This is a genomic window from Streptomyces sp. SID8352 (assembly GCF_009862265.1).
Taxonomy (GTDB): domain Bacteria; phylum Actinomycetota; class Actinomycetes; order Streptomycetales; family Streptomycetaceae; genus Streptomyces.
Window position 1 is genome coordinate 308,102 of the sequence record NZ_WWGX01000104.1, and the last position, 15,055, is coordinate 323,156.

12 protein-coding genes and 1 pseudogene are annotated in these 15,055 nt (G+C 69.4%); 6 read left to right on the top strand and 7 right to left on the bottom strand.

Annotated elements, in window-relative coordinates:
- Positions 1-53 precede the first annotated feature (53 nt).
- The 3 genes from GTY84_RS31210 to GTY84_RS31220 form a co-directional block, all read right to left on the bottom strand.
- Positions 54-1,577, bottom strand: a complete 1,524-nt coding sequence (locus tag GTY84_RS31210) for a DEAD/DEAH box helicase (protein ID WP_161229758.1) — start codon at positions 1,575-1,577, stop codon at positions 54-56.
- Between the two features lie 338 nt (positions 1,578-1,915).
- Positions 1,916-2,119 (bottom strand): cold-shock protein, encoded by a 204-nt coding sequence (locus GTY84_RS31215; RefSeq protein ID WP_161229759.1) that lies wholly within the window; start codon positions 2,117-2,119, stop codon positions 1,916-1,918.
- A 611-nt stretch (positions 2,120-2,730) separates the two neighbouring features.
- Positions 2,731-3,729 (bottom strand): AsnC family transcriptional regulator, encoded by a 999-nt coding sequence (locus tag GTY84_RS31220; RefSeq protein ID WP_237532829.1) that lies wholly within the window; start codon positions 3,727-3,729, stop codon positions 2,731-2,733.
- A 130-nt stretch (positions 3,730-3,859) separates the two neighbouring features.
- Between GTY84_RS31220 and GTY84_RS31225 the strand changes: the two genes are divergently transcribed.
- From GTY84_RS31225 to alr, 4 genes are read left to right on the top strand one after another with little or no spacing between them, the layout of a single operon-like run.
- Positions 3,860-5,161 (top strand): MFS transporter, encoded by a 1,302-nt coding sequence (locus tag GTY84_RS31225; RefSeq protein ID WP_161229761.1) that lies wholly within the window; start codon positions 3,860-3,862, stop codon positions 5,159-5,161.
- A 20-nt stretch (positions 5,162-5,181) separates the two neighbouring features.
- Entirely contained in the window at positions 5,182-6,678 is a 1,497-nt protein-coding gene (locus GTY84_RS31230) for a M81 family metallopeptidase (protein WP_161229762.1), read from the top strand.
- The gene (locus GTY84_RS31235) at positions 6,675-7,892 is read left to right on the top strand and encodes an amidohydrolase family protein (protein WP_202552336.1); all 1,218 of its coding nucleotides are present in this window, start codon (positions 6,675-6,677) and stop codon (positions 7,890-7,892) included. Before GTY84_RS31230 ends, GTY84_RS31235 begins: the two co-directional genes overlap by 4 nt.
- Before the next feature lie 4 nt (positions 7,893-7,896).
- Positions 7,897-9,117 carry an alanine racemase gene (gene alr / locus GTY84_RS31240; RefSeq protein ID WP_161229764.1) on the top strand — a complete coding sequence of 407 codons (1,221 nt, stop codon included), beginning with the start codon at positions 7,897-7,899 and terminating at the stop codon, positions 9,115-9,117.
- Positions 9,118-9,331: 214 nt separating this feature from the next.
- Here alr and GTY84_RS34395 read toward each other — a convergent pair whose 3' ends face one another.
- The gene (locus tag GTY84_RS34395) at positions 9,332-9,565 is read right to left on the bottom strand and encodes a hypothetical protein (RefSeq protein WP_237532870.1); all 234 of its coding nucleotides are present in this window, start codon (positions 9,563-9,565) and stop codon (positions 9,332-9,334) included.
- Here GTY84_RS34395 and GTY84_RS34400 point away from each other — a divergent pair.
- Positions 9,511-9,892 (top strand): annotated as a pseudogene (locus tag GTY84_RS34400) (transposase). The gene GTY84_RS34395 and the pseudogene GTY84_RS34400 sit on opposite strands and share 55 nt — an antisense overlap.
- Positions 9,893-9,919: 27 nt before the next feature.
- Here GTY84_RS34400 and GTY84_RS31250 read toward each other — a convergent pair.
- From GTY84_RS31250 to GTY84_RS31260, 3 genes are all read right to left on the bottom strand, one after another.
- Positions 9,920-11,077 (bottom strand): HoxN/HupN/NixA family nickel/cobalt transporter, encoded by a 1,158-nt coding sequence (locus GTY84_RS31250; protein WP_202552342.1) that lies wholly within the window; start codon positions 11,075-11,077, stop codon positions 9,920-9,922.
- Between the two features lie 620 nt (positions 11,078-11,697).
- The gene (locus GTY84_RS31255) at positions 11,698-13,176 is read right to left on the bottom strand and encodes an amidase (protein ID WP_161229765.1); all 1,479 of its coding nucleotides are present in this window, start codon (positions 13,174-13,176) and stop codon (positions 11,698-11,700) included.
- 14 nt (positions 13,177-13,190) lie between these two features.
- The gene (locus tag GTY84_RS31260) at positions 13,191-13,976 is read right to left on the bottom strand and encodes a 5-oxoprolinase subunit PxpA (protein ID WP_161229766.1); all 786 of its coding nucleotides are present in this window, start codon (positions 13,974-13,976) and stop codon (positions 13,191-13,193) included.
- Between the two features lie 176 nt (positions 13,977-14,152).
- Between GTY84_RS31260 and GTY84_RS31265 the strand changes: the two genes are divergently transcribed.
- Complete coding sequence (locus GTY84_RS31265; RefSeq protein ID WP_161229767.1) at positions 14,153-15,046, top strand: LysR family transcriptional regulator; 894 nt, start codon at positions 14,153-14,155, stop codon at positions 15,044-15,046.
- Positions 15,047-15,055: the final 9 nt, after the last annotated feature.

Genomic DNA, 15,055 nt, shown 5'->3' on the forward strand with positions numbered 1-15,055 from the left:
TGACGTTGAGCCGTGGATCACGGGGACGGGTCTGGTGGGCGGTGGCAGGCCCCTCAGGTGGATGTGCCGAACGTCTGCCGACCGGAGGCGCGGGGCGTCTTGCGCGGTGTGGCGGCGGCGCGTCGGGCCCGGGCGGTCCCGCTGCGTCGGCCGCGTGACGCGGACGGGCGGCTCTTGGGCTGTTCGGGGGCCGGTGCGGTGATGGTGACGGGGATGCCCGTCGGGGTCCGGGCGCCGGTGATACGGCTCAGTTCGGCATCGCCGGGGCGCACCTGGGTGGTGAGCGGGGTGATGCCGGCGTCGGCCATCAGCCGGGTCATCTCGCGGCGCTGGTTGGGCATCACGAGGGTGACGACACTGCCGGACTCTCCGGCGCGCGCGGTGCGGCCGCCGCGGTGGAGGTAGTCCTTGTGGTCGGTGGGCGGGTCGACGTTGACGACGAGGTCGAGGTTGTCGACGTGGATGCCGCGGGCGGCGACGTTCGTGGCCACCAGCACGGTGACGTGCCCGGTCTTGAACTGCTGCAGGGTTCGGGTGCGCTGGGGCTGGGACTTGCCGCCGTGCAGCGCCGCGGCGCGTACACCGCTGCGCAGGAGATCCTTGGTCAGGCGGTCGACGGCGTGCTTGGTGTCCAGGAACATGATCACGCTGCCCTCGCGCGCACCGATCTCGATGGCGGCGGTGTGCTTGTCGGTGGCGTGGACGTGCAGCACGTGGTGCTCCATCGTGGTGACCGCACCGGCCGAGGGATCGACGGAATGGACGACCGGGTCGGTCAGGTAGCGGCGCACCAGCGCGTCGACGTTGCGGTCCAGGGTGGCGGAGAACAGCATGCGCTGTCCGCCGGGGCGCACCTGGTCGAGGAGCGCGGTGATCTGGGGCATGAAGCCCATGTCGGCCATCTGGTCGGCCTCGTCCAGCACGGTGATCTCGACCTGGTCCAGGCGGCAGTCGCCGCGCTGGATCAGGTCCTTGAGGCGTCCCGGGGTCGCGACGACGACTTCCGCCCCGCCGCGCAGGGCGCCGGCCTGCCGGCCGATCGACATGCCCCCGACCACGGTGGCTGTCCGCAACTTGAGCGGCCGGGCGTAGGGGGCGAGCGCGTCGGTGACCTGCTGGGCCAGCTCCCGTGTGGGCACCAGGACCAGGGCCAGCGGCTGCCGGGGCTCGGCGCGCCTGCCCGCCGTGCGGGCCAGCAGCGCCAGGCCGAAGGCCAGGGTCTTGCCCGAGCCGGTGCGGCCGCGGCCCAGAACGTCCCGGCCGGCCAGCGTGTTGGGGAGGGTCGCCGCCTGGATCGGGAAGGGGACGGCCACACCTTCGGTGCCGAGGGCGGCCAGCAGCGGGGCGGGCATGTCGAGATCGCCGAATTCCGCGACCGGGGGGAGTGCCGGCGTGATGGTCACCGGCAGCGCGAACTCCCCTTGCGGCGCGGGACGGCGCCCGCGGCCACCGGAGCGGCCCGCGCCCGAGGAACGCGAGTTGTGCGAACGGGAGCCTCCGTTCGGTGAGGAGCCGGTGGAGCCGCCGGCGCGGGAGTAGCGGTCCTTTGTACGGGTGGTGCGGGTGGTGCGGTTCATGCCAAACCTTCCTCGATACGGTGCGCATCGAGGAATTCCCGCAGCGGTGATCCGCAGGGAGAATCGCAAGTACGAACCGAAGAAAAGAAACGAGATCGAGAAGAACGGAACTTCCCGTTGCTGCGACCGGGGAAGGGACTGTCCGAAGATATCCGCATGCCGCAACAAATGACGGCCTTCTCCTTGCCGTGATTCATTGGGGGCGATTCCCCGACCCTGTCCGCGTTGCTCCCGCTGTCCGTGGAGCAGTCGCTGCGGAAGAGGGAACCCGTGAAGCAGAAGAGCTGGGGCCCGCACCCTTCAGGTGCGGGCCCCAGCTCTTGTGTGACGTGTCGGCGTCAGGCGGGAACGATGTTCTCCGCCTGCGGGCCCTTCTGGCCCTGCGTGACGTCGAAGTTCACCTTCTGGCCCTCCTGCAGCTCGCGGAAGCCCGAAGCGGCGATGTTCGAGTAGTGGGCGAACACGTCGGGGCCGCCGCCGTCCTGCTCGATGAAGCCGAAACCCTTTTCCGAGTTGAACCACTTCACGGTGCCGGTAGCCATGTCATATCTCCTTCGGGGCGGTGTCCTGTGCCCGCACTGTACGGACACAGTGTCGCCGTGATGATTGCCCCGTCCGGAAGAAACCGGAAACCAAAAAGCTCTCACCGGGATGATGATTCAGTGAGGACAATTAAAGCTGTGGGAACCACTACTGCAACTGGTCGTCATGATAGCACAAGGTGGTTGGCCGTGCTCCGGGCCGACGCGGATTCGGTGACACACCCCAATTTCCTTGCCCATGGGGCGCACTGTTTCTCCTGTCGCGGAATCAGATATGCGCATCCATACGGAGAGGGTGTGCGTCCTCTTCCATAACGGCTTCTCCGGAGAATAGCGCCAAGGTTACGGGTCCGGTTTGTGGAGGCAGGGGCGGTTGCCCTTTGAGGGTGGTCCGGCCTCCGGATGTCCCAGGGGTGTCGGAGCGCGGGACCTGACGTCCGGCGATGGGCCGGGAGGCACGCGGGTTCGTCGAACCGCGTCGCCCGACGGTTCGGTTCGCCCACAGGTGTACCGATCTCATCCCGCGCCCCCCCGGCGCCCGGACCGGGCAGGTCCGGCCCCGCGGGGGCAAGGCCCGCACCCCTTGCCCGCCGGCCTCCTTCCCCTGCGCGTCACCGCTGTGGTTCAGCCCACGGATCGGGCGGGACCACCCCGGTGCTCCGCCCCTCCTCGTCCACCAGGCGGCCGTAGATCTTCACCTGTCGCAGGACCAACCGCCGTTCGGTGACCGTCACTCCGGGCATGCCCGTGGCCATCCGGAGAAGGATCTCCTCCAGGTGCTCGAACGACCGCAGGTTCAGGATGACCACCAGGTTCGTCGGGCTTGCCACGGCCGCGCACATCCGGGTCTCCGCCCAGCCCGCGATGCGGTTGCCGACGGTCCGCAGTTCGGCGTCGGGGACGGTCAGCCACAGCAGGGCCATCGTGTGCCAGCCCGCCAGGGCGCGCGCGACATCGCAGCGGAACGCGATGTCGCCGTTGCGTTCGAGCCGGTTCAGGCGGCGCTGAACCGCCTTGGGGGTGGTGTCGAGTGCCTCTGCGAGTTCCGTGTAGGTGCGCCGCCCGTCGTGGCCCAGGGCCAGGAACAGCGCGCGGTCCAGCACGCCGAGCGGTCGGGCCTCGTGCTGCGGAGGGCCGAGTGCCTCGCGGATCTGTTGGGTCTGCGACTTGTTCATCACGCCCAGTCGCCACACCATGCCACCGAACAGGCTGCCGAACACGTGGCTGCGCGTCCGCAGCACGTGCGACGACAGGGGCAGGCCCTGCAGCAGGATCCTGGTGGTCGCCGCCAGCGTGGAGGCGACGATGTTCGCATACACGTGGTAGTCGCCGGTGGTGATCCCGACCGTGCTGGCGTAGGGGAGTCTCGCCAGCTCCGCCGCCACGGTCATCTCCGTGCCGGGCGCGCAGACGAACTCCACGATCGCACCACGTGAGTGCGCGTCGCTGCCCGCGACACTGATCCACGCGGCGCCGGTGTCCACGAGCCGCTGCCAGCGGCGGGCCAGCGTGACCGGGGCGACACCGAGCACCTCACTGAGCTTCGCCCAGCTCGCCCGCGGGCTGACCTGCAGGGCGTCCACCAACGCCAGGTCGGTCTCATCCAGCAACTTGTCCGAATCCATCACTCACCGGACCTCCGGAGGCAGTATCCATCATTTCTCAGGCCGCACGGGGCCCCAGGTCAATGCTCTACCGACACGAGGACGCCGGACCCGGCGGACCGGGAGGGAGTACACCATGAGCCATTCCACCGATGTCGGGGAGAGACCGGTCACCCGACAGGACGGGCTGTACCGCAAGATCAGCCGCAAGCTGCTGCCCCTGCTGCTGGTCTGCTACACGTTCGCGGCCCTGGACCGCGTCAACATCGGGTTCGCCAAGCTGCAGATGTCGGAGGACATCGGGATCAGCGAAGCGGTGTACGGCCTCGGTGCGGGCATCTTCTTCCTGGGCTACGTCCTGTTCGAGGTTCCCAGCAACCTGCTGCTGGCCCGGATCGGCACCCGCAGGACGATCGTCCGGATCATGGTGCTGTGGGGCCTCACCTCGAGCGCGATGATGTTCGTGAACGACACCACGAGCTTCCTCGTCCTGCGGTTCCTCCTCGGAGTGTTCGAGGCGGGCTTCGCGCCCGGCATCATCTTCTACCTCGGCTTCTGGTATCCGTCGCGACTGCTGGCCACGCCCATGACCGTGTTCATGCTCGCCGGGCCGCTCAGCGCGATGGTCGGTGGGCCCGTGTCAACGTGGATCATGACCGGAATGGACGGCGTCGGCGGTCTCTCCGGCTGGCAGTGGATGTTCCTCCTCGAAGGGGTACCGACGGTCCTGCTCGCATTCGTCGTGTACAAGGCCCTCGCCGACTCGCCCGCACAGGCGCGCTGGCTCGATGAACACGAGAAGAGCCGACTGGCGCGGGACCTCGGCGCCGGGACGACGTCCGGGACCGAGCACGAGTTCCGCCAGGTGCTGCGCGACCCCCGCGTATACGGGCTCGCGGTGAGTTATTTCTGCCTCATCGGCGGGATGTACGCGGCGATCTTCTGGCTCCCGACGATCCTGGCCGGCAACGGAGTCGAAAGCCTCACCACCATCGGACTGCTCTCCGCGGTGCCCTACGCCGCCGCGATCCTCGCGATGCTCGTGGTGAGCAGGCGTTCCGACCGGTCGGGAGAACGGCGGCTGCACAGTGCGATCCCGGCGATCCTGTCCGGGCTGGCGATGGCGGTCGCCGCGTTCAGTAGCGGCAACCTCCCGCTCTCTCTGCTCGCCCTCACCATCTCGACCGCATGCAGTTGGTCCGCGTACGCGGTGTTCTGGTCGATGCCGTCGGCATACCTGTCAGGGACGGCCGCCGCGGGAGGAATCGCGTTCATCAACAGCATCGGCCTGCTCGGCGGGTTCCTCAGCCCGATGCTGCTCGGCCACCTCAAGGACGGCACCGGTTCCGACGTCCCCGGGCTCCTGGTCCTGGTCGGCATGTTGCTGGCCAGCGGCATCGGGATCGCCCTGACCCGGCTTCCCGTCCGCGCCCGTTGAGCCCCCGGAAGAAGAGAACGATGCGCATCCTGGTCGCTGGATTCCAGCACGAGACCAATACCTTCGCCGCGACCCCGGCGACCTACGAGAGCTTCCTCAACGGTGAGGGATTCCCCGCGCTGCGCCGCGGCGATCGGCTGCACGAACTGACGCGGGTCAACCTCGCGGTCGGTGGATTCCTCACCGCGATGGCGAACAGCGGCGCGGACCTCGTACCGGTGATCTGGGCGGCAGCTTGCCCGTCCGGCCGGGTGACCCGTGACGCGTACGAACGGATCGCCGGCGAGATCGTCGACGCGGCGCGCACCACCCGGCCGGACGCGGTCTTCCTCGATCTGCACGGAGCCATGGCCGCCGAGCACTGCGACGACGGAGAGGGCGAGCTGCTCACCCGGCTGCGCGCCGTCATCGGGCCCGACGTGCCCGTCGTGGTGAGTCTGGACCTGCACGCGAACGTCACCGAACAGATGCTGTCCGCCGTGGATGCCGCGGTGGGGCTGCGCACCTACCCGCATGTCGACATGGCCGAAACCGGCGTCCGGGCCGCAGGGCTGCTGCGCCGGCTGTGTTCGGGCGAGCGGCTGCATCTGCGATGGCGCCGGATCCCGTTCCTCATCCCGGTCAACAGCGGGTGCACCGACTTCGGCCCGGCCCGCGAGGTGTACGAGACCGTCGCACCCCTGAGCGGCGACGACGCGTGCCTGTCGTTCGCCGCCGGCTTCCCGGCCGCGGACTTCCCCGAGTGCGGCCCGGTCGTGTGGTGCCACGGCCCCGATCCCGAGGCAGCCGGCCGGGCCGTGGACTCGCTGTACGAGAACGTCGTGCGGCGCGAGGCCGAGTGGCGGGTCAACGTCCTGCCGCCGGAGGCCGCGGTTGCGGAGGCCGGCCGCCTCGCCGAGGGGGCCTCGCGGCCGGTCGTCATCGCCGACACGCAGGACAACCCCGGCGCCGGCGGCGACGCCCGGACGACCGGGATGCTCCGGGCATTGGCCGGGGCCGGGGAATCCGCAGCGCTGGCGGCGATCTGGGATCCCGGTGCGGCGGCGGCCGCACACACCGCCGGGCTGGGGGCGACCGTCCACACGGCGCTCGGCGGTCACCCCGGGATCGCCGGCGCCGAACCCTTCGAGGGAGCATTCGTGGTCGAGCACCTCGCCGACGGCCGATGCCGGTTCGAAGGACCGATGATGCACGGCACCGAGATCGACTCCGGGCCGAGCGCATGCCTGCGCATCGGCGCACTGCGCATCGGCGTGACCAGTGGGAAGGTCCAGCTCCTCGACCGGGCGCAACTGCGCATGCTCGGCATCCGGCCGGAATCCGAACGAATAGTGGTGCTCAAGAGCTCGGTGCACTTCCGCGCGGACTTCGAGCCCGCCGCCGAGGCCGTGCTCGTGGCCGCCGCACCGGGCCCGGTCGCCGCCGACCCCGCCGATCTGCCATGGCGCCGCCTACGGCCGGGCATCCGCACCAGCCCGCTCGGGCCGTCCGTCCCCACACCGAAGGAACTCTCGTGACGTCCAGCATCCTCATCACCAACGCCCGTGTACTCGACGTGCACACCGGGGAGTACCTCGAAGGCGTCGGCATCCTGACCGACGGGGAAACGATCGCCGAGGTCGGCAGCCGGACCGGCCCGATCCCTTCCACCACCGTCATCATCGACGCCGAGGGCCGCACCGTCCTGCCCGGATTCACCGACGCCCACGTGCACGTCACCGCATGCACCGCGGACATCGCCGCGCAGGCCGAATGGGCGCCGTCCTACGTCGCGGCGCGGTCCGGGCACATCCTGCGCGGCATGCTGGAGCGCGGCTTCACCACCGTGCGCGACATGGGCGGCGCGGACTACGGCCTCGCCGACGCCCTTGACGAGGGGTACCTCACCGGGCCGCGCCTGTTGTTCGGCGGCAAGGCCCTGTCCCAGACCGGCGGGCACGCGGACATGCGCCACCGCGGCCGGAACGTCATCGACGGTCATCCCTGCTGCCCGACCGTCGGCATGGTGTGCGACGGTGCGGACGAGATCCGCAAGGCAGCGCGTGAGCAGTTCCGCACTGGTGCCCACCACCTCAAGCTCATGCTGTCCGGCGGGGTCGCCTCGCCCACCGACCGGATCGATTCCACCCAGTTGTCCATGGACGAGATCCGCGCCGCGGTGGAGGAAGCCGAGGCCGTGAACCGGTACGTCGCGGGTCACGCCTACACGGCACGGGCCGTCAACCGTGCGCTGCGGGCCGGTGTCCGGAGCATCGAGCATGGCAACCTGCTGGACGGGACGAGCGTCGAACTGTTCAAGGAGCAGGAGGCGTTCTACGTGCCTACCCTGGTCACCTACCGGGCACTCGCGGAGGAGGGCCCGCGGAACGGCCTGCCGGGGGCGAGTCATCGCAAGGTGTCCGAGGTACTCGACCACGGGCTGCGCGCGTTGGAACTGGCGCACCGCGGGGGCGTCGACATCGTCTTCGGTACCGATCTGCTGGGCGGAATGCATCCCCACCAAGCCATGGAGTTCACCCTCCGGGGACAGGTACAGCCCGCGATCGATGTGATCCGCTCGGCGACGACGGTGGCCGCTCGACTGATCGGCATGGAGGGCCGCATCGGCGAGGTCACCCCGGGGGCGTTCGCCGACCTGGTCGTGGTGGACGGCGACCCGCTGGCAGACCTCTCGGTGCTCACCCGGCCGAAGACGGTCGTCAAGGCCGGACAGCCGATTGCGCGGGTGTGACGGGATGCCACGTGTGCCACCCGCAGTCCGGGCAGCCAAGGACGCCGACGGAGGACGCCCCGCTCGTCCTCCGGAGCGTTGCGCCGTTGTCGACCTCGGGGCCGTCCGCCACAACGTCCGCGTCATACGGACGATCGCCGAGCCCGCCCGTGTGATGGCCGTCGTGAAAGCGGACGCGTACGGGCACGGGGCCGTCCCCGTCGCCCGGGCGGCGATCGAAGCGGGCGCCACGTGGCTCGGAGTCGCACACATCGGCGAGGCCCTCGCACTGCGCGCGGAAGGCATCGAGGCGCCGGTCCTCGCATGGCTCCATACCTCCGCCGGCGACTTCTCCGCTGCTGTCGGCGCCGGAATCGACCTCGGGTGCTCCGGCTGGGAACTGCGCCGGATCGCCGAGGCAGCGCGCGGGTGCGGGCGGCCGGCACGTGTTCACCTCAAGATCGACACCGGACTCGGCCGGAACGGCGCACCCCCGGACCGCTGGGAGGCCGTGCTCGCCGAGGCCACCGGGTACCAGGACCGGGGTCTGCTCCGCATCGTCGGAGTCTTCAGCCATCTCGCCCTCGCCGATGAGCCGCATCGGCCCGGGACCGACGCACAGCTCGGCGTCTTCCGCGACGCCGTCGCACTGGCGGAAGACGCCGGATGCGAGCTCGAAGTGAGGCACATCGCGAATTCACCGGCGGCCCTCTCACGGCCCGACACCCACTTCGATCTCGTTCGCACGGGACTCTCGCTTTACGGCCTCTCCCCGTTCCGGGACCGTTCCTCGGCCGACCTCGGCCTCCGCCCGGCGATGACGCTCCGCGTGCTCGTGTCCCACTGCAAGCGGGTGCCGGCGGGACATGGCGTGGGCTACGGGCTCACCTACCGGACGTCCGAGGAGAGCGTGCTCGGTCTCATCCCCCTCGGATACGCGGACGGCATCCCGCGCACCTCCCGCGGTGGCCCGGTGCGGATCGCGGGCACGACATACCATGTGGCCGGGCGCGTCGCCATGGACCAGACGGTTGTGGACCTCGGGCCCAGTACCGACAGCACGGCGATGGCGGGCCACGAGGCCGTCATCTTCGGCACGGGCGAAGACGGCGGACCGACCGCCGACGACTGGGCCCGGGCGGCCGGCACCATCAACTACGAGATCGTGACCCGCATCAGCCCTCGCGTGCCCCGTGTGCACATCAACTCGGAACCGGATGCCCGGCCGCACGCCGGTTCCGGCTGAAGAGGATCACTCTCCGGTCTGCCGATTGATCCGGAACCCACGGGGTTCTCGTCCAGGACGCAGTGGACGGTGCATCCTTGTTCATCCTGCGGCGGCGGTTGCGGGCCCAAGTCCGGGGTCTGCTCGGGCCGGTGGGCCGGAGGGAGAGAGGGCCCCGGCGGCCCTCGGCCCGTGCCGGCGCGCCGGCTGAGTTCTTCGGCAGGTGTCGGTGTGCTCATCCGGCCACTCCCGCCTCAGTGATCGACGCGGCCTGTTCCACGCGTTCCAGGAAGGCTGCCGCCCGGGGTTCAGCGGCCCTCGGACCGAGAGCCGTGGCCACGTCCTCGAGGTGGAGCCGGGCACGGGTCGACTCCACCCGCCGCAGGAGCGCCAGGGCCCGGTCGCCGTGGTTGAGTGCCTGGTCGAGGTCTCGTGCCCGGCAGGCGCGGTGGCGGCCAAGGCATCGCACACACTCCCGGCCACCGCTCAAGGCTGATCCACCGGCCCCGCCGCGACGACGGCCACGTCAACGTCCGCAAGGCCGCCGGCCTGCGGGAATGGGCGACGGCCCGGGACTGGCCGACCATCTGCTGCCTGCCGCCCCGCGCACCCGACCTCAACCCCCTCCGAAGGGGTCTGGTCCCTTCTGCGGCGCGGCCGGCTTTCCAACGCCGCCTTCACCACCCCCGGACACCTCGTCCAGCGCATCCGCCGCGGCCTGCGGCACGTCCGGTACCGCAGCCCCCTCATGGACGGCTGTCTCACCGATACCGGCCTGGCCGTCGGACCCGTCTGAACACCCCGCGACATCACCAGTTCAACCTCAGTATCGGTGTGCCCTGGTGCCGTCTGCTCCGTCGACAGGTTGCAGATCGGCGGTCCACTTCTCCTCGATGCGGCCGAACCGCCACACGGCGAACGCGACGATCCAGGTCGCGACGAAGAGGCCGACGATGAGGTAGCCGACGATGTTGAGGTCGAGGCCGCTGACCCAGTCCCAGAACGGGCCGTGCAGGCCGAGCTTCTCGCCGACCAGGCCCAGGAGCTCGACGGTGCCGATGATGAGGGCGACGGCGACGGACAGGCCGGTGATGGTGAGGTTGTAGTAGACCTTGCGGACGGGCTTGGAGAAGGCCCAGCCGTAGGCGAAGTTCATGAACGAGCCGTCGATGGTGTCCAGCAGGGACATGCCCGCCGCGAAGAGCACCGGCAGGCACAGGATCGCGTACCAGGGCAGTCCGGAGGCGGCGCCGGTGCCGGCCAGGACCAGCAGGGCGATCTCGGTGGCGGTGTCGAAGCCGAGGCCGAAGAGCAGCCCGAGCGGATACATCTGCCAGGGCTCGGTGATGGATTTCATCAGGCGGCTCAGGATCCGGTTCATGAAGCCGCGGTTGTTCAGCCGCTCCTCCAGGGCGGCTTCGTCGAAGCGTCCGGAGCGCATCTCGCGGAAGACCTTCCAGATCCCGGCCAGGATGATCAGGTTGATGACGGCGATGACGCAGAGGAAGACGCCGGAGACGGTGGTGCCGATCCAGCCGGTGATGTCGTGGAGCTGGGAGCCGTCGTTCTCGACGGGGCCTGTGAGGGCCTTGATGCCGAAGGAGAGCAGCAGCGCGAGGGCGAAGACGATGCTGGAGTGGCCGAGGGAGAACCAGAAGCCGACGGACAGCGGGCGCCGGCCCTCCTGCATGAGCTTGCGGGTGGTGTTGTCGATGGCGGCGATGTGGTCGGCGTCGAACGCGTGGCGCAGACCCAGGGTGTAGGCGGTGACGCCGATACCGATGCCGAAGGTTCTCTCGCCCAGGCTGTGGTGCGCGGGGGCGACGATCGCGACCAGGGTGAACCACCCGATCACGTGCAGGGCGGCGATGAACGCGGCCATGCCCGCCACGCGCCGCCACTCGGCCCGGGTCATGGAGCCGGCCACTCGCCTCCACCGGGAAGGGGCATCTGCGGATGGGGAGGAGGCGGGGGCGGTCATGGTGTCTTCTCTCGGTTCGCGATTCCACACTCACGGGGAGACTGCACCTGCAACCCATGTGCAATAACCTTTTTGGGGTTGATGTCACCGGAACGCCTACCGGCAGCCGATCGAAGTTCTGCCTGGCGCGTGGGGTGGGTGTGGCACCCGGCCGTGTCCATCCCACGCGCCAGGGCTCAGCGGGGCGGTGAGACCGGGCAGCGCGGCCGGGGCGTCGCCCTGGGCCGGCTCGGGGGAGCCGCCCCCTCTGCCGCCGAGGAACTGGTTGACCAGTGCGGCAGCGTTCAGCCCGGCGTTCCGGGCTGCCTTGTTGAGGGCGACAACGACGACCACTCCTGCTCGCGAATGCCCGTCGGCTTCCGCGTCAGCGGACAGGGAGCGGCGACACCCGCAGCCGCCTCGCCGCCGGTTTCCGGGTCGGGATCGCGACGGTCCACGGCTGCATACGCGAGGCCGGAGGCCTGCTCCGCCCTCGCCCCGACGCCGGAGCAGGCCTTCGCAGACTGCGCTGCGGCACCACGAGGATCACCACCGTCGTCCGAGCCGTCGTCACCCTCGGACTCACCGGCTGATCAAGACGGAAACGGCTCACCGTCTTGCGACAACCCCGGGAATTCGCCTCAGAGCGTGGGGGCGTGGCGGTGCCGCGACTGCTTCTCGTACCCGGCGGCCCAGCCGAACAGCTCGGCGTCGCTGTAGGGCCGGCCGACGAGCTCGATCCCGACCGGAACGCCGGCGTCGGTGAATCCCGCCGGGACGGCGACCGAGGGAAGCAGCGCTTGCGAAGCAATCAGTGTGTTGGTCGGGAAGGTGAGCACCGTCCACTCCTTGCGTTCCTCGTTCGACGGCGCCGGAATACGGGTCGCGGGATAGGTGAGCGCGTCGAGCCCATGCTGGTCCATCACCTTGAGGATCACGCGGGTGAACCTGTCGCGGGCGACGAAGCGTCCGGTGTAGTCCGGGTCGGACTCCGGAGCCTCGGGTCCGGAACTCACAGCCTCGAGGAGATCCAGCTCGCGGTGGTATCTGCCGCGGGCGACGATGTCGGCGACACGCAGGCTGCTCAGGGCCGGTCGTTGCTTGAGGTAGAGATCGATGTCGTGACGCGAACAAGCGATGTACTGGCTGGTGTCCACCAGGAACTCGTCCAGGTCGGGGATCTCGACATCGACGACCTCGGCTCCCGCCGCTCGCAGGTCCTCGGCCGCTCGCCGGGTGAGGGCGTTGACCGCCGCGCTGCGCGGGTCGGCCTCGCTGCCGAGGGCGTTGGTGACCAGACCGATGCGGACACCGGCCACGCTGCGATCGCCGAGGGAGGCCACGTAGCTGACCGCGGGCCGTGCCATCGTCGCCGCCACTGAGAAGTCGTCGCCCTCGTCGTAGCCGGCAATGACGTCGAAGACCGTCACGGCGTCCTCGACGCTGCGCGCCAGAGGCCCGACGGTGTCCTGGAACTCAACGAGGAAGCCGGTCCCGGTCCGCGGCACGACGCCGGGCGTGGAGCGGATACCGACCAGATTGCAGAATGACGCCGGCAGGCGCACCGATCCACCGCAGTCGGTGCCGAGCGCCACGGTCGCCAGATTGGCGGCCACTGCGGCCGCTGACCCGGAGCTCGAACCTCCCGGGTCGTGGTCGAGACAATGCGGGTTCAGGGTCTCCCCGCTGACTGAGGAATAGGAGAACCAGGATGTCGCGAAGTCGGGCAATGCCGTCTTGGCGATGATCACCGCGCCCGCTGCCCGGAGCCGGGCCACCGCGACCGCGTCGCGCTCGGGACGGTGACCGCGAAGCGCCTCGCTGCCACATGTGGTGTCCATGTCGACGGTGTCGATGTTGTCCTTGACAGCGACGACCACACCGTGCAGCGGCCCGGCGAGCTCACCGGACTCACCGAAACGCGCGTCGAGCTCGTCGGCCCGGGTCAACGCCTCTTCGCTGGTGGCCACGATCGAGTTCAGGCCGGGACCGGACCGGTCCAGCTTCTCGATCCGCCCGAGGTACTCCTCCACCACGGCCCTGACGGTCGTGCGGCGTTCGCGGTATGCCTGCAGGAGCTCCTGGATGGAGATCTCCTGAACCGGTACGGAAGTCGACATCGCTGTGTTCCCTCTCATGTGTCGCTAACAGGCTCGGGTCGGGCGAAGGAGCGGACGGCGATGCCCGCATCCTCAAGGGCCGCGCGGGTGGCGGCGGCAAGGCGGGAAGCACCACGGGTGTCACTGTGAAGGCAGATCGAGTCGAATTCGACCGGGACGGACGAGCCGGTCACCGTCTCGACCGTGCCCTCGCGACAGGCCCGCACGACCTTGGCCGCCACCGCGCCGGGTTCGAGGGGGCCGATGTCGCGAGTGAAGACGATCTGCCCGTCGTCGCCGTAGTGGCGGTCCCCGTAGAACTCGCGGACAACTGGATGCCCGTGCCGGCGGGCCACCCGGTCCAGGACGCTGCCCGCCGTGGTGAGTACGGGCAGCCCGGAGTCCGCAACGTCGAGCGCCTCGATAAGGGCAGCGGCAAACTCCTCGTCGCGGGCAGCGTGCATGTAGAGCGCCCCATGCAGCTTGAGGTGCTGCAGATTCAAGCCGTGCCGGCCGATGAGGGCGCGGACCGCGCCAAGCTGGTAGAGGACATCGCAGACCAGTTCGTCGGCCGAAGCCTCGATATGGCGTCGGCCGAAGCCCACGAGATCGCGGAAGCCCGGATGCGCACCGACGCCGACGCCGTACTCCTTCGCCAGCGCCGCCGTGTGGTCGATCGTGCTCGGGTCGCCCGCATGGAAGCCCCCGGCCACGTTGATCGAGGAGACCATCGGCATCATCCGGAGATCGACATCGTCGCCGAAAGTCCAGGGGCCGAACCCCTCGCCCATGTCGCAGTTGATATCGACTGCGGTCCTCATTGGCTGCCTCCCTCCTGGGGGATCACGCATCCTCTCGATGCCGCGCCTCCCGTCCTGCTCAGCGACTCTAGAGAGAGGACATCCCATTGAAAACAACATGCTTCCGATGTCCAGCCATCGGAATAACAGATACAATTCCGGGAGCAACAGAGCGGCAACCCCGAAGGGAGACAGCGTTGGGCTTCTCGCTGCGTCAACTGCGATACTTCATCGCCGTCGCCGAAGCAGGCCAGTTCAGCGCCGCCGCTCGCGAGCTCTACATCTCCCAGAGCACGATCACTACCTCCGTCCAGGGCATCGAGCGCCATCTGGGACACCACGTTTTCGAGCGAAGCGTCCACGGCGTCGAGCTCACCGATGCCGGACGGGCCCTGCTGCCCAAAGCCCGCCACATCCTTGATCTCGTCGCGGATGCCGAGACGACCGTCGCCGGCGACCCCGGCATCGCCGGCCGCGTGCGCGTCGGTGCCAGCTACACCGTGATGGGCTACTTCCTTCCCCATCACATCCAGCGGGTTTCCGCCCGGTATCCGGGGGTGGCATTCGAGTGGCACGAGATGCACCGCGACACCATGGAGCAGCGGCTCATCGACGGCGACCTGGACCTCGCCCTCCTGCTCACCTCCAACGTCAGACATGACGGCCTCGACTTCGAGACGTTCGTGCGTTCCCCCCGGCGCCTGTGGACAGCACCCACCCATCCGCTCGCGGGACGCACGAACCTGCGCCTCGCCGACGTCGCCGAACACCCTTACGCGATGCTGACCGTTGACGAGTCCGAGAAGTCAACTCGCGCGTACTGGCCGGACCTTCGACCCGATGTCTTTGTAGCCACCTCCTCGATCGAGGCAATCCGCAGCCTGGTCGCCAACGGCACCGCGGTGACGGTCCTGTCCGACATGGTCTACCGCCCGTGGTCGCTCGAGGGCCGCCGCATCCACGCCGCAGCGCTTGCCGACCCCATCCCCGACATGCAGATCGGCCTGGCGTGGGCCAGCGCGCATCAGCCGACACCAGCGATGACCGCGTTGCGGCAGTACTTCGCAGACACATTCCACGCATCACGGTGAACCGGCGCC